This is a genomic window from Synechococcus sp. MIT S9220, assembly GCF_014304815.1.
GTDB lineage: Bacteria > Cyanobacteriota > Cyanobacteriia > PCC-6307 > Cyanobiaceae > Synechococcus_C.
Map to the genome: position 1 here is coordinate 139,934 of NZ_CP047958.1, position 21,180 is coordinate 161,113.

Sequence of the window (21,180 nt, forward strand, 5' to 3'; positions counted from 1 at the left end):
GGACTGGGATTGGGCAATCAAGCGGATCAATGAGTTGCTTTTGCTGGTTGAGCGGTCGACCCCAAAACGGTTTTGAGGGCGTGTCGCCAGTGCTCTCCGTTGAGCTGTAGTGCTTTGCGTGTTCCGCTGCAATCCAGCAGTGAGTAGCTCGGCCGTGCAGCCGGTGTTGGATAGTCGCTGGTCTGGATTGGATGCACCAGCGCGGCAGTGTCGAGCAAGCCGAGTTCTTGCCCCAGTTCGCCTACAGCCACTGAAACGTCATACCAGCTGGCGGCGCCTGCATCAGACCAGTGCATCACCTTGGGCAGGTTGCCTTGAGAGGCCAATTTGATGCTTTGCCAGCAGGCGGTTGCCAGGTTGATTGTGCTGCTTGGGCAGCCAAGTTGATCGCTTACTACCCCGATGGTCTCGCGCTCACGGTGCAGTCGCAGCATCTTGAGCGCAAAGTTGTTCCCAACCGGGCCTATCACCCAACTGGTGCGAAGGATGAAGGCGCGAGCCTCGTCCTTGAACACGCGCAGGATTGCGTCTTCACCCGCTGCTTTGGATGCGCCGTAGACGCCGAGCGGAGTTTTGGTTTGACCAGGCTGATAAGGCGACCCTTGTGCCCCGTTAAACACAAAATCGGTGCTGATTTGGAGAAGGCTCCCCCCAATTTCTTTAAGGGCTGTTGCAAAGGCTGCCGGTGCTTCAGCATTGACGGCGTTGGCGAGCTCTGGTTCCGTTTCTGCCTTGTCCACAGCGGTGTATGCACCGGCATTGAGGACCCAGTCGGGACGATGTTCTTGCACAACGGCATGGCAGGCATCCGCATCGGCAAGATTGAGGGCGAGTCGACCATCCCCTCCGTTTCGACTCGTGGCAATGAGTGAGATCTCAGCTGGGGTAGACGCCCGTAGGGCCTGGCCCAGTTGTCCGGCCGCACCTGTGAGCAAGACCTTCATGAGAAGACATCTCCTGTCGTCGTTGCTGCTTGAAAACCTGGGGCATCTGCGTCTTTGCCGGAAAGACTTAGGCCTGCACCCTTGAGCCGTTCCAACGGCCAGGCAATCCCAAGATCGGAGTCGTTCCACAGAATGGCCCGTTCGCAGGCCTTGTTCCAGAAGCCTCGAGCCTTGTATTGCACCTCTGCAGTTTTGCTCAGGGTGAGGAAGCCATGGGCGAACCCTTCCGGGACCCAAAGTTGGGCCTTGTTCTCTGCATTGAGTTCGGCTCCCACCCATCGACCAAAGGTGGAGGAGCTTTGACGCAGGTCAATGGCCACATCGAAAATGGCACCGGCGCTAGCGCGAACGAGTTTGGCCTGAGGTTCTGGTGCCAGCTGGTAGTGCAGCCCTCTCAGAACGCCTTGGATCGAACGCGAATGGTTGTCTTGGGAAAAGACCACGCTCTCGCCAATGGCGTCGTTGAATTTGCGCTGGTTCCAGCTTTCAAAGAACCAGCCGCGACTATCGCCAAAGACGGAAGGTGTGATCAGTAATGGGCCTTCAACCGTTCCACCCACTTGGCTGCGCAGCTGTTCAACCTGCATGACTCGCTTTCAGGCTTCTTTGCAGAACGGTATGGTCGCTGACGCTTTCCTCCAGCATTTTCAGCAGATACGTTCCATAGCCACTCTTTTTAAGCGGAAGGGCGAGTGCTTCGAGGGTGCTGTTGCTAATCCAGCCCTGGCGCCAGGCCACTTCCTCTGGACAGCCGACTTTGAGCCCTTGACGGTGCTCGAGGGTGCGGATGTAGCTCCCTGCGTCATTCAGGGAGTCGCACGTCCCTGTATCAAGCCAGGCCATGCCACGGCCCATGAGCTCTACGCGCAGTAACCCGTCTTTCAAATACATCTGATTGAGATCGGTGATTTCCAGTTCTCCGCGGGGGGATGGTTTCACTCTTTTGGCGCGCTCCACCACGCTGGAGTCGTAGAAGTACAGACCCGTCACGGCATATCGGCTTTTGGGCTTGGCGGGCTTTTCTTCCAGGCTGAGAACCCTTCCATCCGAATCGAACTCAGCGACGCCATAGCGTTCGGGATCGCTCACCGGGTAGGCGAACACCGTGGCTCCTTCACCGCATTGATTACTGCTGACCAGTTGCGGGACAAGGTCATGACCATGGAACAGGTTGTCGCCCAGAACGAGTGCTGCAGCTGATCTGTTGAGGAAGTCAGCACCGATCAGAAAGGCCTGGGCCAGTCCATCTGGACTGAGCTGAACGGCATATTGAATCTCCATCCCCCAACGTGATCCATCGCCGAGCAGCCGCTCAAAGGCAGGTTGATCGTGGGGAGTCGTAATGATCAACACCTCACGGATTCCCGCCAGCATCAGCGTGCTGAGCGGGTAATAGATCATCGGCTTGTCGTAGACCGGCAGCAGCTGCTTGCTCACGGCTTGGGTGATCGGGTGCAGGCGAGTGCCGCTTCCTCCAGCCAAGACGATCCCCCGTCTTTTGTTTTCTGCGGAAACCATCTGATCGGCGATGACTGTAAGAGTCGTTGTTTCCTAAGACTCGCAAAGTAATTTCGCCACCTCTTTTTTTGCTCAGTGAAATCAAGCCTGATCGATGGACCTCGCAACGGCTGGATCAAAGGGGTTTGGGTTTTTCTGACGAACTATCCAGACGTTTGTCGATAATGACTCCACGACTGAAATGCGATTTCATGGCTTCCGCTGCTCCGATCCTGCCCGGTGCCACGGTCACGGTGGTGGATCAGCGCTCCATCTACAACGGCTACACCGGTTTCGTGCAGCGCATCAGTGGCGACAGGGCTGCCGTGTTGTTTGAAGGTGGCAACTGGGACAAGCTCGTCACGCTGCGCATCAAAGATCTCAGCGCTGACTGACGCCGATGCAGGTCGCTCTACGCCAGCGACTCCGGCGAGTCGTTCTCGATTCCGATACCCGTCCAGGCAGGCTCTACAACCTGGTGATTTTCGGCACGATCCTTCTGAGCGTTGCAGGACTGCTGGTTGAACCGCACCCGATGCGCGTGGCAATGCCCGGGGAAATTCCAGCCTGGGTGGACACGCTTGAACATTTCTGCCTGCTGGTGTTCATGGCGGATTACCTGCTGCATCTGTGGGTTTCGCCGAAGCCATTGGCCTATGCGCGCAGCTTTTACGGGCTGATTGATCTTTCAGCGGTTCTGTTTTTTTTCGTGCCGCAGATCCGCAGCGGCCTGGTGCTGTGGGTCTTCAAGTTCGCCCGTGTGCTGCGCGTGTTCAAGCTGCTGCGCTTTCTGGATGAGGCGCAGATGCTGGGCCGTGCACTGCGCGCCAGTGCTCGCCGCATCGGCGTGTTTCTGTTTTTTGTGGTGATGGCGCAGGTGGTGCTGGGTTATCTGATGGTGGTGATCGAGAGCGGTCATCCCGACACCCAGTTCCAGACCGTTGGTCAGGGCGTGTACTGGGCCATCGTCACCATGACCACGGTGGGCTACGGCGATTTCGTGCCCCAGACCGTGCTTGGCCGCTTGCTGGCGGCGGTGGTGATGTTGCTGGGTTTCGGGATCATTGCCATCCCCACTGGCATCGTCACGGTGGAATCGATTCAGCAGGCCCGGCAAGACAGGCGCCCCTGCAGCCGCTGTGGTCATCGCGACCATCGCCGCGAGGCCAGCCATTGCGATCAGTGCGGTGCTCAACTGCAGGGCTCCGCTCAGATGCCAGTCAGCTGATCCAGGGCGGCGCGGGCGGCCTGCTGTTCGGCGTCACGCCGTGAGCGGCCCCATCCCTCCGCTTTCAGCTGTGGCGGCAGGGTCACTCTGCAGCGAAAACGGAGCGGGTCACCATGGCGTTGGCTCATCTCTTCGCTGCTGTAGGTGGGCAGGCCCAGTCCCTCACCCTGACTCCATTCCTGCAGGGCGGATTTGCAGTTGCCGCGGTGCGGGTCGGAGAGAACCGCCTCAGCGCTGCGCTGCCAGTGGGGCGTCAGCCATTGCTGCACGGCGGTCAGCCCATTGATTCTGTACAGCGCACCGATCAGCGCTTCGCTGAGTTCTGCGCGGATGGTGGCTGCCGCAGTGGCGTCGCCGCTGGCTTTGGGGCCGATCTGCCACCAGCACTCGATCTCGATGGTTGAGCCCAGCTCCGCCAACCAGCGATCGCTCACCAGCTGGGCCCTGAGGCTGGAGCGTTCGCCCACGGGCATCTGGGGATAGGCAGAGGCGATGAATTCACTGGCGGTGAGCCGCAACACCGCATCGCCGAGAAATTCCAGCTGCTCGTGATGAGGGTTCAGACCGCTGGACGTGTGGGTGAGTGCTTCCTGTAATAGGGCCTTATCCCTTTGCTCGAGTGGCTTGGAGGGCTGGTTGAGCACATCCCAGAGCTCATCCAGTGGCCGTGGTGGTGGGCTCATGTGCTCTGAGCAGTTCCCTTAATAGTGTGAAAGCAGGTCATAAGCCGGGTTCTGTTCTCCTTCCCGAGGGAAGGGGGTGATCATCTATCTGGGACCGTCGTCTCCGGCGGCCTCTAGCGGCTCACTCATCGGAACGAGACAGATGGCCAGTCATCGTTCCTTGGCCTTGCTCCCGGCCGGGGTTTACCTAGCCAGCACCTCTCGATGCTGCTGGTGCGCTCTTACCGCACCCTTGCACCCTTGCCTGTGCCGGCGAACCAGCCATCGGCGGTGTGTTTCTGTGGCACTCTCCTCACGGTCACCCGCACTGGGCGTTACCCAGCAAGCCTGGCCATCGGGGAGCCCGGACTTTCCTCAACCGGATCTCAGCACTGGGCTGCAATTCGGTTGCGATCACCTCTCCTGCTTTCAAACCCCATAATGACTTCTAAAGGGGCTGTAGCTCAGCTGGATAGAGCGACGGTTTCCTAAACCGTAGGTCGTGGGTTCGAGTCCCGCCAGCCCCGTGATTCAGTCCTGCTTTTCCGGTCCTTGCGGGCGATTTGAGTGCCTGTTCAAGAGGTCTTGAGTTGCTTGGCGATCTGATCTTCGAGCTCTGATGCTTGTTAGGCGCTACACCTGGGTTCGCGCAAACGTATGGTGGTAGTTAGCACTACATTTAGTGGGGTAGCCAGGCTCGACGCCCTCGCTAGCGTTGTAGTAGTGAATCCGGCTCCATGACCCAGCTTCACGATTTACGGCTTCAGCTTCTGGTGCAACAGGAAAGCGAGCGCATCGCCGACTCGCAGCCCACTGAACTCGATCTTTCTGTGGTTCAGGCGCGTTGCCTCTGTTGGTTGGCTTTGCTGGCTGAAGCGCACGACGATCAAGCCAGTGATGCGGAGCGTCGTGGTGATACGGAGCAAGCCATGGGTTGGTTTGCCGATTCCATGCGCCTAAGAGATGTGATCCAAGTCGTGACTTCGATCGAAATCCCTTTGCCGGGTCTTGCTGAGGGAGATGCTGATAACCGTTTTGATGGAGGTGGCGATAGCGACGGTGGTTTTTCGTCTGAGCCGCCCCTCGCAGCCTGATCAGATGTCATGATGGTTCCCGAGCTTCGGGTTCCACGTGCCAGAAGAACCCTGCCAATGTCCCGACTGTCAACGCTTCTACAGGGAGCATGACCGGCTGATCCGCGAGAACCCCACCCTCCGCCAGCAGCAGGAATTGAGCTGGGCAGCTCTTCAATCCTTCCGCACACTTTCTGGCCGGGTGCTGGAAGACTTGCAAAAGCAGCATGGCCCTCGCTCCAGCGATAGCCAGGTGCATGCCACTCCAGTCGGTAGCGCTGATGAGCCCACGGATGCTCTTCAGCAGGCGATGGCTGATATGGAGAACATCAACGCGCATCTTTTCTCGATTGAGGCGCTGATGGAACGCATCTTTGACGTTCGCGTTCCTGAGGATATTGAGCAAAAATTCCGTGAATTGGCGGGCGAGCTAGCGCCTGATCCACTCAATGCTGATCGGCTGCGGTTAAACCGGCTTCTCCATCAAACTCCAGATTTACCTGATCACAACTGAGAATTTCAACAAGACGAATCTGAAGACGACAACGTTGAAGCCCCTCGTTGTTGATCAGGGCCTGATTGTTGTGAGAGACCTCAGTTGATGTCGCAGGTGATCTCGACAGGCATCGCTTCCACGTTCCAGATTTCCCGGCAGTAATCGCGGATTGAGCGATCTGAGGAGAAGAAACCCGTGCGAGCCACGTTCAGCACACTCATCCGGTTCCAGTGCATGCGATCCGTCCAGGCGCGGCTGACAGCATCCTGGGCCCGCAAATAGGCCGCAAAGTCGGCCATCACGAAGAAAGGATCGTTGCCGGTCAGATTGTCCAGCAGTGGTCTGAACAGTTCGCCGTCGCCATTGCTGAAGTGACCCATTTCAATCAGCCGGATGGCTTCCGCCAGCTCCGGAATCGCTCCGATCACTTCGCGAGGGCGGTAGCCGCTCTTTTTGAGTGCAGCGATCTCTTCCACTGTCTTGCCGAACAGGAAGAAGTTCTCTGAACCCACACGATCGCGAATCTCCACATTGGCCCCATCGAGGGTGCCGATGGTGAGCGCCCCGTTCATGGCAAATTTCATGTTGCCGGTGCCTGAGGCTTCCTTGCCAGCCGTGGAGATCTGTTCGGAGAGATCAGAGGCTGGATACACCTGCTCACCCAGCTTCACGTTGTAGTCCGGCAGGAAGACCACCCGCAGGCGACCGTCCATATCGGGATCGGCGTTGATCGTTTCGGCGATGCCGTTGATGAAGCGGATGATCAGCTTGGCCATGTAGTAACCAGGCGCTGCTTTGCCGCCGAAGATCACTGTGCGTGGAGCCAATCCGTCGGCCTGGCCGTTCTTGATGCGCAGGTACTGAGTGATGATCTGCAGCGCATTCAGGTGCTGGCGCTTGTATTCGTGGATGCGCTTCACCTGCACATCAAACAGGCTGGAGGGATCCACCAGAACGCCCGTGTTGCGGTGGATATAGCTGGAGAGCTTGCGCTTCACCGAGAGCTTGGTGTCGCCCCATTGTTCGAGGAATCCATGGTCGTGCTGACGTTCTTCAAGGCAGCGCAGCCGATCCATGTCAGTGACCCACTCCGGTCCCACGTGTTCATCGAGCAGTGCCGAGAGCTCCGGGTTGGAGAGGGCCACCCAGCGACGGGGCGTGACGCCGTTGGTCACATTGGTGAATTTTTCAGGCCATAGAGCTGCGAATTCCGGCATCAGCTGCTGTTTGACCAGGTCGGAGTGCAGTGCTGCAACTCCATTCACATGGTGCGCTCCGATGGTGGCCAGGTGGGCCATGCGCACGGCCTTGCCGCCATCTTCATCAATGATCGAAAGCTTGCGCTGGATGGCGTCATTGCCTGGATAGCGCAGCCGCACCTGCTGCAGGAAGCGACGGTTGATCTCGTAGATCAGCTCGAGGTGGCGTGGCAGCAAGCTGCTGAACAGGTCCAGATCCCACTTCTCCAGCGCTTCAGGCAGGAGGGTGTGGTTGGTGTAGGCCACCGATCGGCTGGTGATGTCCCAGGCTCTGTCCCACTCCAGGTGGCGGTCGTCGATCAATAGACGCATCAGCTCGGCCACGGCAATGGCGGGGTGCGTGTCGTTCAGCTGAACGGTCCAGTGCAGGGGGAAGTCCTCCACAGGCAGGCCGCGGCTGTCGAGACTGCGCAGCATGTCCTGCAGCGAGCAGGACACGAAGAAGTGCTGCTGTTTCAGGCGCAGGCGACGTCCCTCATCGGTGCCGTCGTTGGGGTACAGCACTTTGGACAGGGTTTCACTGCCTACCTTTTCTTCCACGGCGCCGTAGTAATCGCCGATGTTGAAGGCATAGAAGTCGAAGCTCTCGGTGGCATCCGCTCGCCATAGACGCAGGCGATCGCAGGTATTCACGCGGTAGCCGAGCACAGGTACATCGTGAGGCACGCCGATCGCATGTTCTGAGGGGATCCAGCGCGAGCGGTAATTGCCCTTGTCGTCGATGTAGCTCTCCGTGCGGCCGCCGAAGCCCACGAAGCAGGCTTCATCGGGTTGGGGCAGCTCCCAGGGCCAGCCACCCTTCAGCCACTTATCGGTGACTTCCACCTGCCAACCGTCACGGATCAGTTGGTCGAAGATGCCGAACTCGTAGCGAATGCCATAGCCGGTGGCAGGAATTTCGAGGCTGGCCAGCGATTCCATGTAGCAGGCGGCAAGACGGCCGAGCCCCCCATTGCCCAGACCGGGTTCTTCTTCCACCTCAAGAATCGGCTGCAGCGATTCGATCCCGAAGCGTTTGAGCGCCTCTTCCGCTTCCTTTTGGATGCCCAGGTTGAGCAAATTGTTAGCTAACTGCGGTCCGATCAGAAACTCAGCCGAGAGATAGGCCACGGTTTTCTGGGGTCTGGCGCGGATCGCTTCCTTGCTGGCCAGAAAACGCGTCATCAATCGATCGCGCACTGCATAGCTCAGCGCCATGTAGAGGTCATGGGGGCTGGCTGACGGTGCGAGTTTGCCGAGCGTGAAGAACAGGTGCTCGGTCATTCCATCGAACACGGAATCGGCATCGAGCCCAGCTCGTTCCGGATCCACGGAACATCCCGGAGTCGGTAATCGCAGGTCGAGGGGCTCGGAGGTGCTCATCGCTTCTCGGGAGATCACTTGAGGGTGGCTCGGATCGCACCCGTAATGCAGGAAATTCAGGGTTTCCAGTCAGAGTGTGGTGCCGTTGCGGCGGAAGTTTGCAGACCGTTGGCGCTGTATAGCTGCACTCTGAGCATTGCGGAAACCCGTTTAGGGATAAGGTCCCACCGAGAGGAATCAACATTTCTGATGCTCGCTGCTGCGATGCCGCCTTTACTCACGCCGTTGCTGGCTGAGATTTCGCCTCATGATCTGGAGATGGCGGAAACCCTGATCGGGGTGGCCCGATTTGTGCTGATCTTCGTGGCGGCCCGCGTCCTTGCCGAAGTGTTGGTGCGTTTGCAGTTGCCCACGATCCTTGGAGAGCTGTTGGCCGGTGTGCTGATCGGTGCTTCAGGACTGCATCTGCTGGTGCCGCCGGAAACCCAGGTGGAGCTCAGTCAAGGGTTGGTGGGGTTGGTCAGCGGGCTGGTCAATGTCCCCCCGGAAGTGGTTCCGGAGATTTACAGCGAGAGTTTTCCCTCGCTTGAGTCGGTGGCTGAGCTGGGTCTCTATGCCCTGTTGTTTCTCACCGGCCTGGAAAGTGAGCTGGAGGAGCTGATTGCTGTCGGTGCACAGGCCTTCACTGTTGCCGTCGCTGGTGTGGTGCTGCCCTTCGCTTTTGGCACCTGGGGTCTGATGGCGATTTTTCACGTGGATGCGATTCCGGCGATTTTTGCAGGTGCTTCCATGACGGCCACCAGCATCGGCATTACCGCCAGCGTGTTTGGTGAGCTGGGATACCTCAAAACCCGTGAAGGTCAGATCGTGATCGGCGCTGCCGTTCTCGATGACATCCTCGGCATCGTGATTCTGGCCATCGTGGTGGCCCTGGCTGGCGGGGGCTCCCTGGAGATCGGCCCGATCGTGAAGCTGGTCGCTGCTGCTGCCGTGTTCGTTGTGGCGGCCATTGGCCTTAGTCGTACGGCGGCGCCCGCCTTTGACTGGTTGATCGACAAGCTGAAGGCCCCTGGGGAAGTGCTGGTGGCCTCCTTTGTGATCTTGGCCATCAGTTGTTTCGCGGCGACGGCGATCGGTTTGGAGGCTGCTCTGGGCGCCTTCGCTGCCGGTCTGATTCTCAGCAGCTCCAAGCACAACCGAGCCATTCAGGAGGCGGTTCTGCCGATCGTGACGCTCTTCGCCACGGTGTTTTTCGTGCTGGTCGGCGCGGGGATGGATCTCTCTGTGATCAATCCATCCGATCCCTCCAGCAAGACGGCGCTGATCGTTGCCGGCTTTCTGCTGGTGGTGTCGATCATCGGCAAGATTGCCTCAGGCTGGGCCTTTGTCAGCAAGCAACCCACCCGGCGCCTGGTCGTGGGCCTGGGGATGATGCCCCGCGGTGAAGTCGGCCTGATCTTCTTGGGTCTTGGCACCAGCGCCAAGCTGCTGTCTCCGTCTCTCGAGGCGGCCATTCTGTTGATGGTGATCGGCACAACCTTCCTCGCTCCTGTGCTTCTGCGTCTGGTGATCGGCGACGACAAGCCAGATGATGACGACAAGGTTGATGACGAGGTGGCCGCAGCTCCTGTGGGTCTGCTCTGAGCCTCAGTCCTTCTGCGCCAGGGACAGAAACAGACACCAGCCAATCGTGATTAGCGCCAAGCTTGATGCCCAGCCCGGACCCAGAGCCCAACCCAGCAGCAGTTGAATCACCACGCCAACGGTGAGGGCCAGCAGCAAGCTGCTGATCACCAACGCGGCCTGACGCCATGGGGCGCTGAGGGGACCGCTTTCGAGGCTCGCTTCAAAGCGGCTGAGTGGTGCACTCAGTGGCAGATAGACGGCAATGGCCCAGAACAGGCCACCGCTGAGTGTGCTGCTTTGCAGAAGCAAGCCTGTGGTCTGATCGAGCATCGCGTCGATATCGGCCTGGCAGGTCGATGGCGAAAAAGGATGCTTAGCATCGCCACCTCAAGCAAAGGACGTGGTGAGCGAGGCCCAGCAGCCCTGGTGGCAGTTCCAAGGTCATGCCGTGCATGGTCTCTGTGTTGGGCCTGATCCAGAGTCGGGTCATCTCGAGCGGCCTGCTGTGTTGCTTGTGCATGGTTTTGGGGCTTCCACTGATCACTGGCGCCACAACATCCCTGTGCTGGCAAGCACTCACGAGGTTCATGCCATTGATCTGCTCGGTTTTGGTCGCAGTGCCAAGCCTGAAGGTCTGGCCTATGGCGGTGCGCTCTGGCGTGATCAGTTGGTGGCCTATGTACGCGAACGCATTGGCCGGCCCACGGTAATCGCAGGCAATTCACTGGGTGGATTCGCTGCTCTTGCCGCTGGGGCTGAGTTAGGGGATGAAGCGGCCGGCGTTGTCTTGCTGAACGCGGCTGGCCCTTTCAGCGATGAGCAGTCGGCGAAACCCAAAGGCTGGTGGCCGAGTGCACGGCGCTCGATCAGCACAGCATTGCTGAAGAATCCTGTCCTGCAGCGGTTGTTGTTTGAGAACCTCAGGCGACCCGCCACGATTCGCCGCACCCTCAATCAGGTGTACATCGATAAGACCAACGTTGATGACTGGTTGGTCGAGGCCATTCGCCGCCCCTCTCTCGATGCCGGTGCTTTCGGAGTGTTCCGTACGGTGTTCGATATCCCCCGCGGACAGCCTTTGGATGAGTTGTTCGCTTGTCTGAAGTCGCCTTTGCTGTTGCTCTGGGGCATCCGCGATCCCTGGATCAATGCTGCAGGTCGTCGGGCCAGCTTCCAGCGCCATGCGCCTGAGGCCACCACTGAGGTTGTGCTTGAAGCCGGTCACTGTCCGCATGATGAGGTCCCTGATCAGGTCAATGCGGCATTGCTGGAGTGGTTGTCGACTCTTGCTGGTGAAAACAAGCAGGATCTGCAGCCTTCCCGGTAGTTTCTGGCCAATCTTGGGTGTCCCGGTCCTGTGGCCATGACCTTTCGCCAACAGTCCGCTCCCTATGCCCACTGGGAGTATGTGCATCCCAGCAGTGGTGATCGCCTGCGGGTGGTGCCCGAGCGTGGTGGCCTGGTCACGGAATGGCTGTGCAACGGCCGCGAAATGCTCTATTTCGATCAGGAGCGCTACGCCGATCCAGCAAAGAGCATCAGAGGTGGCATTCCGGTGCTGTTTCCGATCTGCGGCAATCTGCCGAATGATTCTCTGCCGCTCGCCAGTGGTGACTTCACCCTCAAGCAGCACGGATTTGCTCGTGACCTGCCCTGGCAGATTGCGTTGTTGGCTGATCAGAGTGGTGTGATGCTCAGCCTCGAGGACTGTGCTGACTCCTGGAAGGCCTACCCCTTTGGTTTCAGAATCCAGATGGAGATCAGGCCGCTCAGTGCTGCGCTTGAGATCACCATCACGGTCAGCAACACCTCCGAGTCTGAAAGCGAGCCGATGCCCTTCAGCTTCGGGCTTCACCCCTATTTCAAGGTGACTGATCTTTCCTGCATCGATTTAGAAGGTCTGCCTGGCCGTTGTTTCAATCATTTGGAGATGGCTGAAGCCGAGACTGCCGTCCAATTGAGTTGCCTGGCTGAGGGGGTCGACTTCCTCGCGCACGCCGCTGGAGCGGTGACGCTGGTGGATGAGCAAGCAGGCACCCGGTTGCAGCTTCAGCATCACGAGCCCATGGATCTCACGGTGGTTTGGACCGAGCCTCCTCGAGCCATGGTCTGCCTTGAGCCCTGGACAGGCCCGCGGCAGGCTCTGATCAGTGGTGATCGCAGGCTGCAGCTGGGCATTGGCGAGAGCACCACGCTCTCCTGCCGCTACAGCGTTAGCTGATGCATGCTCATGCACAGGAACAGGCTTTGGCGAAGTCCAGTGGCCATTTGCAAAACGCTGTCGTGAGCGTTGCCGAAGCTGCAGTGGCTGAGGTTGCCAGGAAGATTGTGGTGATCGACGACGATCCCACCGGATCCCAAACGGTGCATAGCTGTCCCTTGCTGCTGCGCTGGGATGTACAGACCCTGCGCCAGGGACTGCGTCACCCTTCTCCGCTGCTGTTCGTGTTGGCGAACACCCGTGCTCTGTTGCCGGAGGCCGCGGCTGCACGCAATCGTGAGATCGTTGCTTCGCTTGAGCAAGCTCTTGCAGCGGAGGGGATCAATGACCAGCAGTTGCTGCTGGTCAGCAGGGGGGACTCCACCCTGCGCGGTCATGGGGTGCTTGAGCCCGCTGTTTTGGCGGCGGAGCTGGGTGATCGCTTCAGTGCTGTCCACGCCACGCTGCATGTGCCTGCGTTTCTGCCCGGTGGACGCACCACCGTGGACGGGGTGCACCTGCTCCATGGTCAACCGGTCCATAGGACCCCCTTCGCACGCGACCGCAGCTTTGGTTTCAGCACCAGTTGTCTGGATGCCTGGCTGGAGGAAAAGAGTGGCGGCGCCATTGCAGCTGCTTCTGTGCTGCGCTTGCAAGGGCAGCAGCTCGACCGCGCTGCTGCTCAAAGGAAGGGCGAACCCTGCGCTCATGGCTCGAACGGTTTCACAGCACTGGTGAGCTGGCTGGAGGCGCTGGATGGCAATTGTTCAGTGGTTGTGGATGCCGAGAGACAAGAGCAACTGGATGCACTTGGGGCGGCAGTGCACCACTTGCAGGGAAGGCGCAGATTTCTCTTTCGCTCAGCTGCCAGCCTGATTAATGGGCTGGTAGACGGCGGCAGACAGCCCCTCGGTCCGCAGCCTTTCAAGGTTGATGATCTGGTCAAGCTGCGTCGTTGTGATTCAGAGGGCACGTTGCTTCCGGGGCTCGTCGTGGTGGGCTCCCATGTGCCTCTGGCAGACCAGCAGCTGGAGGTTTTGCTGAACGAATCAGGGACCACTGGCCTTGAGCTGCCGGTGGCCCGGATTGCCAGGCTGCTTGATGGGAGTACCCCAGATTTGTTGTTGGCTGATCTGGAGCTGGAATGGCTCGACTGGATTCGGTTGGTTTTGGATCGGCAACAAACACCTGTGCTCTACACCAGTCGTGGGGAGTTGCAGTTCGGTGAGGGGCCGGCCGCCGACCGTCGCCGTTTCCGTTTTGGCATGGCTCTTGCTCAGCTCACAGCACGGTTGGTGGCAGCGCTCGCGCCACAGCTGGGCTATCTGATCAGCAAAGGGGGGATCACCACCGGCAGCGTGCTGGCTGATGGGCTGGGCCTGGGGACTGTGCTGCTGGAGGGCCAGCTGATGCCTGGGCTCTCGATGGTGCGGCCCATGCCTGAAGACGGCAACTCTGATGTGAGTGGTCTGCCTGTGATTACATTCCCCGGCAATCTTGGTGATGGCCAAACACTCGCTACAGCCTGGAGAATGATGGAACAACTTGAAGCTACATAATGCTGCTTGTTCAGCACCCCCAAGATTGAGGGGTTTGAATGTATGAACTGTCAAGTTTGTGAACTGAATCGCAGCCCAGTAATTTCATCGTCCTGATGATGTCCGTTTTCAGAATTTCGATGGCACGGGCAACGCCAGGACCACCTCCAGCAGCAAGCCCATAGGCATAAGCTCTGCCAATTAACACTCCTTTGGCTCCTAAGCAATAAGCTTTCACAACGTCACTACCTCGTCGGATTCCACCATCCATCAAGACATCGATCTCCCCGTTCACAGCCTTCACGATTTCAGGAAGAACACGAATCGTTGGTGCAACACTGTCTAATTGCCGAGCACCATGATTGGACACAACCACTGCGTCGACTCCAAGGTCGACTGCTTTGCGAGCATCGTCACCAATATGAACTCCTTTGATGATTAATTTTCCTCCCCAGGCTTCGCGTATCCATTTGAGATCATCCCAGGTGACAACAGATTGCTCCAGTGCTGGTCCAATTTCGGTGTATCCCATCGGTCCATTCTCAAGGACCACATTGGGGAAATTCATTAACCCTCCATCGCCAAACCATTGACTTAACCAACAAGGCTTTGCCAGCATTTGTGGAAGAAATGGCAACATCGTCAGAGGATTCTGAGACAGTAGTTCTTTGGTTCCGTTGCGAACATCGAGTTCACGTAAGCCGGAGACCGGTGTATCGATCGTGAGTACGATCGCTGAAAATCCAGCTGATTTTGCGCGTTCAATTGTTTTCAGAGCAACGTCTCGGCCTCCAAGCAGGTAAAGCTGATACCAGGCAGGACATTCAGTGGCTTGTTTCACATCTTCCAGTCGCCATCCTGAAAGTGTCGAGAGTGTATATCCAGTACCTGCTTTACCTGCTTCTCTTGCGGCAACAACTTCTCCTTGCGGGTAAAACATTCTGCTGCTGCCAACAGGACCAAGCAGGAATGGCAAGTTGAAATTCTGCCCGAGTACTGAAATCTTTAATTCAACCTCAGGGGTCGCAACAGCACATCGAGGCCTGAATAGGATTTCATTGTAGGCACTGCAATTCTGTGCCAAGGTCTGTTCTCTGTCGGCACCACTGTCGATGTAGCCAAAAACCATTTTTGGCAAACGTTTCTTGGCAAGATCGCGGAGGTCCGAGACATTGACCACTCGTGGGGCGGAAACGTTTTGATTCATCCCAGGCAGTGGACAACATTAAGTCTGGTAATTTTACCCCTTAATGACGAATCAGAGATTTTGTGATGAAGTTCTGCATATTTGCTCTTTTCTCGAATTAGCCTGGGGTAGAGCGTTGCTGGTAGTTTTTTAACTTTGACATTTTGCCAATTCCGGGATTGAAGCTGTTGGTTGGATCTATTTTTTTATAAAAATTGGAGAGATCTGTTTCTGCTTTGTATAAATGACCAACATTGTGTTCAGCAGGGTATTTAGCGCCTGATTGATCGAGGAGATCTAAAATTTGCTTTTTTAGTTTTCCTGCATCGACTCCTTTCTTGACGACAAAGTCCCAGTGAAAGACCATGCAGAAGAAATGTGCCATTTGGAAGGATTCGGCCATCTGCGCGAGAATTTCTTCAGGCAGAATCTTGTGCCATGTTTCGCAGTTTCGGGGTAAGGCAACATCAAGTGGTAGTAATTCCCCAGAATCTTCTTTGTTTAAGATCTGGTAGCGAGCTGGTGCATTCCCGGCGACATAGCGGTGAAGCAAGGCTGCTTTCCCTTCAGCTTCGCTGCATTCAAAATAGGCATGATCTTCATTAGTTTTCCAGCACTTTTCGAGAAATTCTTGAGTTTCTTTGATTGACTGGTCGCTTGTAAGAAGAATCATATGATGTTCGTATTGGTTGCGAAATGCTCTCATTCTGGGTGGCAGGTGATCGGGCGTCATCCGGGAGATGCATTGCAGTGTTCTGTCGGAAAAGTGATTCTGAAATAGTGCTGTTGGCCATTGAGACATGATTCGATCAACGTTTCGCTTGATTCCGAATAGCTTCGGAATAAATCCAGTGCCGAAATATTTAATAGCTAGATAAGCATCCTTGCAATAAAGATCAGCACCATCGAAATAGCTGCGATGAAGATATTCGCCCATATCTGGCAGGACTTTGAAGTTGGTAAGGATCTGTTTGCGTAGTTTGGTTAGGTCTTCGGGTTTGTTGGTGCCCAGGTAAAAAACTTTCTCTTTCTTGGGTTTTGGAAAAGTGTCGAGGCGTACCGCAAAGACCGCCAGTTTTCCTGCACAACCACTGGCTTCGCGCAAGCGTCTTTTGTCAGCATTAAAGCGTGCTGGGATGGGAGATGTGATTTCTCGCACCCGTTCTTGGTAGTCGTGGTCAGAGGCCAGTCGTTTAGATTCTGCTAAGTCTTCTGTGTTGAAATCAGCTTGTTGCAGAGTGGTCAGTATCTCTTCAGGGCATGCACCAAGTTCGATGCCGAGATGATTCACGAGCTCCAGTGTTCCGTCTTGATTGACACGTGCAAAGAGTGAATATTCCGTGTAGGCCGGACCACGGTTGACAAGATTTCCGCCCGAGTTATTGCAGATTCCCCCGACGACAGATGCGCCAATGCAGGATGAACCAATCACAGAGTGAGGTCCTCTGCCCAGTGGTGAGAGCTTTTCTTCCAGTTGATATAAACTTGAGCCAGCAAAGGCAACAACCTGAGCTCCCCCTTTTAGTAAAATTAAGCGATTCAGATTTAATGTATTGATGATGACGATATCCCTTTCGTAGTCATCTCCGTCGGGAGTCGATCCACCGGTCAGGCCAGTATTTGCGGCCTGAAGAATGATGATTTTGTCGAGCTTGACGCAAAGTTCCAGGGTTTGCCAAAGCTGCAACAGATCTCTTGGGATCACGACTGCACAGGCTGCACCCTGGCCCACACGAATTCCGGTTCTATAGGGTTTCGTTTGCTCGGCGCTGGTTAGAACCTGCTGTTCCCCAACGATTCCAATGAGGCCATCACGCAGTTCTTCTAACCGGTCCTGTCTCATGTTTTGCAGGCCTCCTGTTGCAGCTTCACCCCGTTATTGATCATCGTTTGTGACGCAGGGCTTCTGCTGCGATCAGAAGTGTTGAATGACAGCATCAGCAAAACCACTGCAGCTCACAGGTTCGACCGGCGGGTCCATGAGTCGGGCCAGGTCATAGGTCACTTGCTGGTCAGCGATGGCTGCACTGAGGCCTTTGGTGATTAGATCGGCGGCCTCTTGCCACCCAAGAAACTCCAGCATCATTACTCCGCTCAGGATGACTGAGCCAGGGTTGATGCGGTCGAGGCCGGCATGTTTTGGTGCCGTGCCATGTGTTGCCTCGAAGATTGCTGCTGTTTCACCGATGTTTGCGCCCGGGGCCATCCCCAAGCCACCCACCATTGCGGCGGCTGCATCGGAGATGTAATCACCATTGAGATTGAGGGTGGCCAGAATTGAATATTCCTGAGGACGTGTCTGGATCTGCTGGAAGATGCTGTCGGCGATGCGGTCATCGACCATCACCATTTTCTTCCATTTTCCGCCTCCATGACTCGGCCCGATTGTGTCGATCACGCTCTGAACTTCTGAGTCGATTTCAGCCTTCTTTTCGGGTGTGAGGCTGTCGTAGCCGGGCTCGATCATGCGCGCGTTGGATTGCGCACTTAAATCAGGATTTTCATCCAGGTTTCCGAGGATCCAGCTTTCCCGCTCAGTGATGCAAACGTTGCGAAATTCGGTCGTTGCGAGCTCATAACCCCAGTCGCGGAATGCACCTTCGGTGAACTTCATGATGTTGCCCTTGTGCACCAGGGTGACGTGGCGTTTGTCGCCTTCCAGACGCAGGGCGTGTTGAATCGCTTTGCGGATGTGACGTTGGCTGCCGTGCTTGCTGACCGGCTTGATGCCGATGCCTGAGCCTTCAGGGATCTGCCGCTTGCCGAGTTTGCCATTGGCAGGAATCACCACTTCATTCAGGTGCTTGCGAAGCTCCTGACCCACAACGTCATCGGCCTCCCACTCCACACCCATGTAGATGTCTTCAGTGTTTTCCCTGTACACGATCACATCGAGATCCTGCGGGCGCTTGTGTGGACTTGGTGTGCCCTCGTAGTAACGACAGGGACGCACGCAGGAGTACAGGTCAAAGATTTGACGGAGCGCCACATTCAGTGAACGGATGCCTCCACCAACAGGGGTGGTGAGGGGGCCTTTGATGGCAACGCCGTAGGTGCGGATTGCTTCGAGAGTGTCTTCAGGCAGGTACTGGTAAGTGCCGTAGCGATCACAGGCTTCATCACCGGCGTAGACCTTGAACCATTCGATTGTTTTGGAGCCTGCGTAGGCCTTGGCTACGGCAGCATCCAGCACTTTCTGTGTCGCCGGCCAGATGTCGACGCCCGTTCCATCTCCACGGATGAAGGGAATGATCGGGTTGTCGGCCACCACGGGCTGTCCGTTCTCGAAGCGAATCGGCGTTCCCTTTGTGGGGGCTGTGAGCTTCTCGAACTGAGCCATGGCTGGGTTGTCGCCGGACGACATCACGTTGTCGAGAGCCTATGACTTGAAGGGTGATCCCTACAGTCATTTGCGATCCGACCTCCATCCCATGCCGAAGTCAGAGGGTGTCTGGGTCGTCGCGGCCTGTTTCAACGAACAGGAGGTGATCATGCGTTTTGTGGAGCGCGTGTTGGCAGTGCCTGGTGTGGATCAGCTGGTGCTGATTGACGATGGATCGTCCGACGCAACCGTTGAACGCATGCGCGCCTGGATTCAGGATCATGCGGGCTCGCCAGTGACGTTGCTGGAACTCACCCGCAATTTCGGCAAGGAAGCAGCGATGCTGGCCGGCCTTGACCATGTCAACGGTCGTTGCGGCGCAGCCGTGTTGATTGACTCAGACCTGCAGCACCCCCCCGAGCTGATTGAACAGATGGTGCGCCAATGGCGTGCCGGAGCCGAAGTGGTCACGGCGGTTCGTGATGACCAGGATCAGGAATCTCGCCTGAAGGTCGCCAGCGCGCACTGGTTTTATCGGGTGTTCAACAAAGTGGTCGATTCGATTGAGCTCCAGGAGGGAGCCGGTGATTACCGCCTGCTGGATGCCGCTGTTCTTGATGCAGTCACCCAGTTGCGCGAGTCCAGTCGTTTCTCCAAAGGTCTTCTTCCCTGGACGGGCTATTCGAGCGTCGAGCTGCCTTATCAGCGGGTTAGCCGGCAGGGAGGGCAGACCTCCTGGAGTCCGCTCAAGTTGTTTGGCTATGCGTTCGATGGGATCTTTTCGTTCTCTGTTCTGCCACTCAAAATGTGGACAGGGATTGGCGTTTTGGTCTCGTCTCTCAGCCTGTTTTATGCCTTGGTGATCATCCTGCGTACGGCTCTGTTTGGTGTGGATGTCGAGGGTTATGCCTCCTTGATGGTGGCGGTGCTGTTCATCGGAGGAATTCAGCTGATCGGTATCGGGGTGCTTGGTGAATATGTCGGCCGCATTTATGTGGAGGCGAAGTCACGCCCCCACTACTTCATCCGCCGGGTTCACAAGTCCTGAAGAGCACGCCATTCGCGCTGTCGCCAGACTGAAGCTGCGAATGTCTGGGATACGGAGAACCCTGCTTTCACCAGATCGAGCTTGAGTGGCGCGCCAGGGTGGGCCAGTAGCAGCGGCGGGGTGGCTCCAGGTTGTGGTTCCACACTGCTGAGCTCCCTCCAGGAAGCAAGGATTGGAGCTCCTGCCATCTGGCCGGTGAACAGCACGCCGGCGAAGCTCTGATTGCTGCTAAGTCCGCAGCGCCGGATGGCGGGCCGAGCTCTGCGGCTGAGAAGTTGCAGCACCAGCCACTTCAACAGTCCTGAGTGACGGATGGCTGCTCTCCAATAGCGCAAGGGCAGACCAGTGGGCAGCGGTTCCTCTGTCAGGCGCATCCAGGTGATGCTGTTGCCGCCAGCTCTGGCCAGAGCAGCCCTCAGCACGATCGGCACCAAGTGAATGTGTTGATGGCCATCCAGATGAATGGGTGCATCACCGCAGAAGCTGCGGAAGCGTTTGATCTGGGCGTCTAATTCCAGTCCCAGTTGGTCTTCGATTCGACGGCGGCCGGGATGTCGGCGCGGTAGCAGTGACAGCAACAACCACTCTCCGAACGATCGCTTCAGATAGCCGTGTGAATTCACAAGGTCAGGCAGCAAAGCGGGGTCAGCGCTCGACGGTCCTTCGGTGAGACAGAGGTGCAGACAGATCTGCAGCTGAGGATGGGTCTGTGTCAGCTTCTGCCAAGCGTGAAAGCCGTCGGCTGCCACAGGGCCATTGACCAGCAGGCTGCTGCTGTCCAGCCTTCCTTGGCTGGCGAGTTCGAGAATGGCCTGGTTGGTGGCTGGGCTGAGTCCGAGATCATCGGCATGGCGTCGTGGGGTGACGCGGCAATCACTCCGCCGCTGGCTGAACCGTGCTGCCCGGGACCAGATCAGGGCATTCAGTGCTGTGGGGGTAAACACCAGGATGACGACACGCACTGGCTCGCCTAGCGCGTTGGGCAGGGCGAGAGGCAAGACGCCGCTCACCGTGAGATTGACCACGTATTGAATGACCAGCCAGCGTCGGGCAAAGCTTTGGCCACCGGTTTCCGGGCGGAAGGTGAATCGTGCATGCCCCAGATAGCCGGCAAGTGATGCGGCAAGAAAGGCCAGGGGATTCGCCAGCCACAGGGGCATGAACAGGCCCAGTCCCACCAACACCAGGGCATGCACGGCTGCGGCCACCACGCCCACTAGTCCGTAGAGGCTGAGTCGGGAGCTGAGAGTGCTCGGAATCATGGTCGCAACCGTAACGGCGACTGGCGCTTCGGGCCGGCAGCCATCAACCTGTGGTCATCGACGATGAACTGGTGAACGCAGGAGAAGCGGTTGACAGCGTGCAGCTTGCTCAGGCTTTGGCTTCGGCCGTGACCCTGGTGAGAGATCGTTTCCCAGCTGCCAGCGTCAATCTCAATCCCTGGCGCGATGATCCCCAGACGCGCCGCTGGCAAGAGGATCAGACCCTGGATTTGGCCTTCCACTTCCCCGGTTGGAGTCCTCGTCTCGAGTGCCGCAGTCTTTTGTTGCAGTTACGGCTGCAGAAGCCTGATGCGGCTGAATCTCCCGCCGCCCCGGATCTGCTGGGGGTGTTGATGCGCGGGATGACCTACGACGGTGAACGCTGGCGTTTGGTGACCGTGGGCGATTGGCAGCCTGAGGGTTCGCACCTGCCTCAGCCCGAGCAGGTTCAGCAGCTGCGTTCTATCTGTCGAGACTTGTTTGATTTGTTCTCCAATCCGGCAGCGACGGGCACAGCGGCGTAACCCTTCGCAACCC

20 protein-coding genes, 1 tRNA gene and 1 other RNA gene are annotated in these 21,180 nt (G+C 57.4%); 11 read left to right on the forward strand and 11 right to left on the reverse strand.

The window, feature by feature from the left end; all coding sequences use genetic code 11:
• Positions 1–26: 26 nt before the first annotated feature.
• Genes rfbD through rfbA form a run of 3 tightly spaced genes read right to left on the reverse strand, consistent with a single transcriptional unit; the run spans position 27 to position 2,462 of the window.
• Positions 27–944: a dTDP-4-dehydrorhamnose reductase gene (gene rfbD / locus SynMITS9220_RS00670; protein WP_186990028.1), complete on the reverse strand. Its 918-nt coding sequence runs from the start codon at positions 942–944 to the stop codon at positions 27–29.
• Positions 941–1,531, reverse strand: a complete 591-nt coding sequence (gene rfbC / locus SynMITS9220_RS00675; RefSeq protein ID WP_186990030.1) for a dTDP-4-dehydrorhamnose 3,5-epimerase — start codon at positions 1,529–1,531, stop codon at positions 941–943. Before rfbC ends, rfbD begins: the two co-directional genes overlap by 4 nt.
• Entirely contained in the window at positions 1,521–2,462 is a 942-nt protein-coding gene (rfbA, locus tag SynMITS9220_RS00680; RefSeq protein ID WP_186990032.1) for a glucose-1-phosphate thymidylyltransferase RfbA, read from the reverse strand. Before rfbA ends, rfbC begins: the two co-directional genes overlap by 11 nt.
• Before the next feature lie 191 nt (positions 2,463–2,653).
• Here rfbA and SynMITS9220_RS00685 point away from each other — a divergent pair, with 191 nt between their 5' ends.
• Entirely contained in the window at positions 2,654–2,836 is a 183-nt protein-coding gene (locus SynMITS9220_RS00685; RefSeq protein WP_067093362.1) for an NAD(P)H dehydrogenase subunit NdhS, read from the forward strand.
• Positions 2,837–2,841: 5 nt separating this feature from the next.
• Positions 2,842–3,669 (forward strand): ion transporter, encoded by an 828-nt coding sequence (locus tag SynMITS9220_RS00690; protein ID WP_186990034.1) that lies wholly within the window; start codon positions 2,842–2,844, stop codon positions 3,667–3,669.
• On the opposite strand, the gene rnc is transcribed toward SynMITS9220_RS00690, so the two are convergent.
• Positions 3,651–4,352, reverse strand: coding sequence for a ribonuclease III (gene rnc / locus SynMITS9220_RS00695; RefSeq protein WP_186990036.1), 702 nt, complete (start codon positions 4,350–4,352; stop codon positions 3,651–3,653). The genes SynMITS9220_RS00690 and rnc overlap by 19 nt on opposite strands.
• Before the next feature lie 24 nt (positions 4,353–4,376).
• An RNA gene (gene rnpB / locus SynMITS9220_RS00700) (RNase P RNA component class A) lies at positions 4,377–4,762 on the reverse strand.
• Positions 4,763–4,784: 22 nt separating this feature from the next.
• Between rnpB and SynMITS9220_RS00705 the strand changes: the two genes are divergently transcribed.
• From SynMITS9220_RS00705 to SynMITS9220_RS00715, 3 genes are all read left to right on the forward strand, one after another.
• Positions 4,785–4,858, forward strand: a tRNA-Arg gene (locus SynMITS9220_RS00705).
• A 210-nt stretch (positions 4,859–5,068) separates the two neighbouring features.
• The gene (locus SynMITS9220_RS00710) at positions 5,069–5,425 is read left to right on the forward strand and encodes a hypothetical protein (RefSeq protein WP_186990039.1); all 357 of its coding nucleotides are present in this window, start codon (positions 5,069–5,071) and stop codon (positions 5,423–5,425) included.
• 37 nt (positions 5,426–5,462) lie between these two features.
• The gene (locus tag SynMITS9220_RS00715; RefSeq protein WP_186990040.1) at positions 5,463–5,918 is read left to right on the forward strand and encodes a hypothetical protein; all 456 of its coding nucleotides are present in this window, start codon (positions 5,463–5,465) and stop codon (positions 5,916–5,918) included.
• Between the two features lie 80 nt (positions 5,919–5,998).
• Here the strand turns inward: SynMITS9220_RS00715 and SynMITS9220_RS00720 are convergent, their stop codons facing one another.
• The gene (locus tag SynMITS9220_RS00720; RefSeq protein WP_186990042.1) at positions 5,999–8,521 is read right to left on the reverse strand and encodes a glycogen/starch/alpha-glucan phosphorylase; all 2,523 of its coding nucleotides are present in this window, start codon (positions 8,519–8,521) and stop codon (positions 5,999–6,001) included.
• Positions 8,522–8,710: 189 nt separating this feature from the next.
• Between SynMITS9220_RS00720 and SynMITS9220_RS00725 the strand changes: the two genes are divergently transcribed.
• Complete coding sequence (locus SynMITS9220_RS00725) at positions 8,711–10,105, forward strand: cation:proton antiporter (RefSeq protein ID WP_186990044.1); 1,395 nt, start codon at positions 8,711–8,713, stop codon at positions 10,103–10,105.
• A 3-nt stretch (positions 10,106–10,108) separates the two neighbouring features.
• Here SynMITS9220_RS00725 and SynMITS9220_RS00730 read toward each other — a convergent pair whose 3' ends face one another.
• Entirely contained in the window at positions 10,109–10,417 is a 309-nt protein-coding gene (locus SynMITS9220_RS00730) for a hypothetical protein (protein WP_186990046.1), read from the reverse strand.
• 70 nt (positions 10,418–10,487) lie between these two features.
• On the opposite strand from SynMITS9220_RS00730, the gene SynMITS9220_RS00735 reads away from it, so the two are divergent.
• The 3 genes from SynMITS9220_RS00735 to SynMITS9220_RS00745 are packed head-to-tail and all read left to right on the forward strand — an operon-like array spanning position 10,488 to position 13,846.
• Positions 10,488–11,414 (forward strand): alpha/beta fold hydrolase, encoded by a 927-nt coding sequence (locus tag SynMITS9220_RS00735; RefSeq protein WP_186990049.1) that lies wholly within the window; start codon positions 10,488–10,490, stop codon positions 11,412–11,414.
• A gap of 36 nt (positions 11,415–11,450) precedes the next feature.
• Complete coding sequence (locus SynMITS9220_RS00740) at positions 11,451–12,308, forward strand: galactose mutarotase (protein WP_186990051.1); 858 nt, start codon at positions 11,451–11,453, stop codon at positions 12,306–12,308.
• Positions 12,308–13,846, forward strand: coding sequence for a four-carbon acid sugar kinase family protein (locus SynMITS9220_RS00745; protein WP_186990052.1), 1,539 nt, complete (start codon positions 12,308–12,310; stop codon positions 13,844–13,846). The genes SynMITS9220_RS00740 and SynMITS9220_RS00745 overlap by 1 nt, the downstream gene beginning before the upstream one ends.
• Before the next feature lie 10 nt (positions 13,847–13,856).
• Here SynMITS9220_RS00745 and SynMITS9220_RS00750 read toward each other — a convergent pair whose 3' ends face one another.
• The 3 genes from SynMITS9220_RS00750 to SynMITS9220_RS00760 all read right to left on the reverse strand — a co-directional run bounded on the left by SynMITS9220_RS00750 (position 13,857) and on the right by SynMITS9220_RS00760 (position 18,351).
• Positions 13,857–15,032, reverse strand: a complete 1,176-nt coding sequence (locus SynMITS9220_RS00750; RefSeq protein WP_186990054.1) for an alpha-hydroxy acid oxidase — start codon at positions 15,030–15,032, stop codon at positions 13,857–13,859.
• Between the two features lie 97 nt (positions 15,033–15,129).
• Entirely contained in the window at positions 15,130–16,854 is a 1,725-nt protein-coding gene (gene dld / locus SynMITS9220_RS00755) for a D-lactate dehydrogenase (RefSeq protein WP_186990056.1), read from the reverse strand.
• 72 nt (positions 16,855–16,926) lie between these two features.
• Positions 16,927–18,351 (reverse strand): NADP-dependent isocitrate dehydrogenase, encoded by a 1,425-nt coding sequence (locus SynMITS9220_RS00760; protein WP_186991686.1) that lies wholly within the window; start codon positions 18,349–18,351, stop codon positions 16,927–16,929.
• A gap of 91 nt (positions 18,352–18,442) precedes the next feature.
• On the opposite strand from SynMITS9220_RS00760, the gene SynMITS9220_RS00765 reads away from it, so the two are divergent.
• Entirely contained in the window at positions 18,443–19,381 is a 939-nt protein-coding gene (locus SynMITS9220_RS00765; protein WP_186990058.1) for a glycosyltransferase family 2 protein, read from the forward strand.
• Here the strand turns inward: SynMITS9220_RS00765 and SynMITS9220_RS00770 are convergent.
• On the reverse strand, positions 19,369–20,643 hold the full coding sequence (locus SynMITS9220_RS00770) for a ChbG/HpnK family deacetylase (RefSeq protein WP_186990060.1): 1,275 nt from the start codon (positions 20,641–20,643) through the stop codon (positions 19,369–19,371). The two genes, SynMITS9220_RS00765 and SynMITS9220_RS00770, sit on opposite strands and share 13 nt — an antisense overlap.
• A gap of 71 nt (positions 20,644–20,714) precedes the next feature.
• Between SynMITS9220_RS00770 and SynMITS9220_RS00775 the strand changes: the two genes are divergently transcribed.
• Positions 20,715–21,167, forward strand: a complete 453-nt coding sequence (locus SynMITS9220_RS00775; RefSeq protein ID WP_186991688.1) for a hypothetical protein — start codon at positions 20,715–20,717, stop codon at positions 21,165–21,167.
• The last annotated feature ends 13 nt before the right edge of the window (positions 21,168–21,180 follow it).

Excerpts from the sequence above, each read along its gene's own strand:
- rfbD (WP_186990028.1), bottom strand. The coding sequence starts at position 944 with ATGAAGGTCTTGCTCACAGGTGCGGCCGGACAACTGGGCCAGGCCCTA.
- rfbC (WP_186990030.1), bottom strand. The coding sequence starts at position 1,531 with ATGCAGGTTGAACAGCTGCGCAGCCAAGTGGGTGGAACGGTTGAAGGC.
- rfbA (WP_186990032.1), bottom strand. The coding sequence starts at position 2,462 with ATGGTTTCCGCAGAAAACAAAAGACGGGGGATCGTCTTGGCTGGAGGA.
- SynMITS9220_RS00685 (WP_067093362.1), top strand. The coding sequence starts at position 2,654 with ATGGCTTCCGCTGCTCCGATCCTGCCCGGTGCCACGGTCACGGTGGTG.
- SynMITS9220_RS00690 (WP_186990034.1), top strand. The coding sequence starts at position 2,842 with ATGCAGGTCGCTCTACGCCAGCGACTCCGGCGAGTCGTTCTCGATTCC.
- rnc (WP_186990036.1), bottom strand. The coding sequence starts at position 4,352 with ATGAGCCCACCACCACGGCCACTGGATGAGCTCTGGGATGTGCTCAAC.
- SynMITS9220_RS00710 (WP_186990039.1), top strand. The coding sequence starts at position 5,069 with ATGACCCAGCTTCACGATTTACGGCTTCAGCTTCTGGTGCAACAGGAA.
- SynMITS9220_RS00720 (WP_186990042.1), bottom strand. The coding sequence starts at position 8,521 with ATGAGCACCTCCGAGCCCCTCGACCTGCGATTACCGACTCCGGGATGT.
- SynMITS9220_RS00725 (WP_186990044.1), top strand. The coding sequence starts at position 8,711 with ATGCTCGCTGCTGCGATGCCGCCTTTACTCACGCCGTTGCTGGCTGAG.
- SynMITS9220_RS00730 (WP_186990046.1), bottom strand. The coding sequence starts at position 10,417 with ATGCTCGATCAGACCACAGGCTTGCTTCTGCAAAGCAGCACACTCAGC.
- SynMITS9220_RS00740 (WP_186990051.1), top strand. The coding sequence starts at position 11,451 with ATGACCTTTCGCCAACAGTCCGCTCCCTATGCCCACTGGGAGTATGTG.
- SynMITS9220_RS00745 (WP_186990052.1), top strand. The coding sequence starts at position 12,308 with ATGCATGCTCATGCACAGGAACAGGCTTTGGCGAAGTCCAGTGGCCAT.
- SynMITS9220_RS00750 (WP_186990054.1), bottom strand. The coding sequence starts at position 15,032 with ATGAATCAAAACGTTTCCGCCCCACGAGTGGTCAATGTCTCGGACCTC.
- dld (WP_186990056.1), bottom strand. The coding sequence starts at position 16,854 with ATGAGACAGGACCGGTTAGAAGAACTGCGTGATGGCCTCATTGGAATC.
- SynMITS9220_RS00760 (WP_186991686.1), bottom strand. The coding sequence starts at position 18,351 with ATGGCTCAGTTCGAGAAGCTCACAGCCCCCACAAAGGGAACGCCGATT.
- SynMITS9220_RS00765 (WP_186990058.1), top strand. The coding sequence starts at position 18,443 with ATGCCGAAGTCAGAGGGTGTCTGGGTCGTCGCGGCCTGTTTCAACGAA.
- SynMITS9220_RS00770 (WP_186990060.1), bottom strand. The coding sequence starts at position 20,643 with ATGATTCCGAGCACTCTCAGCTCCCGACTCAGCCTCTACGGACTAGTG.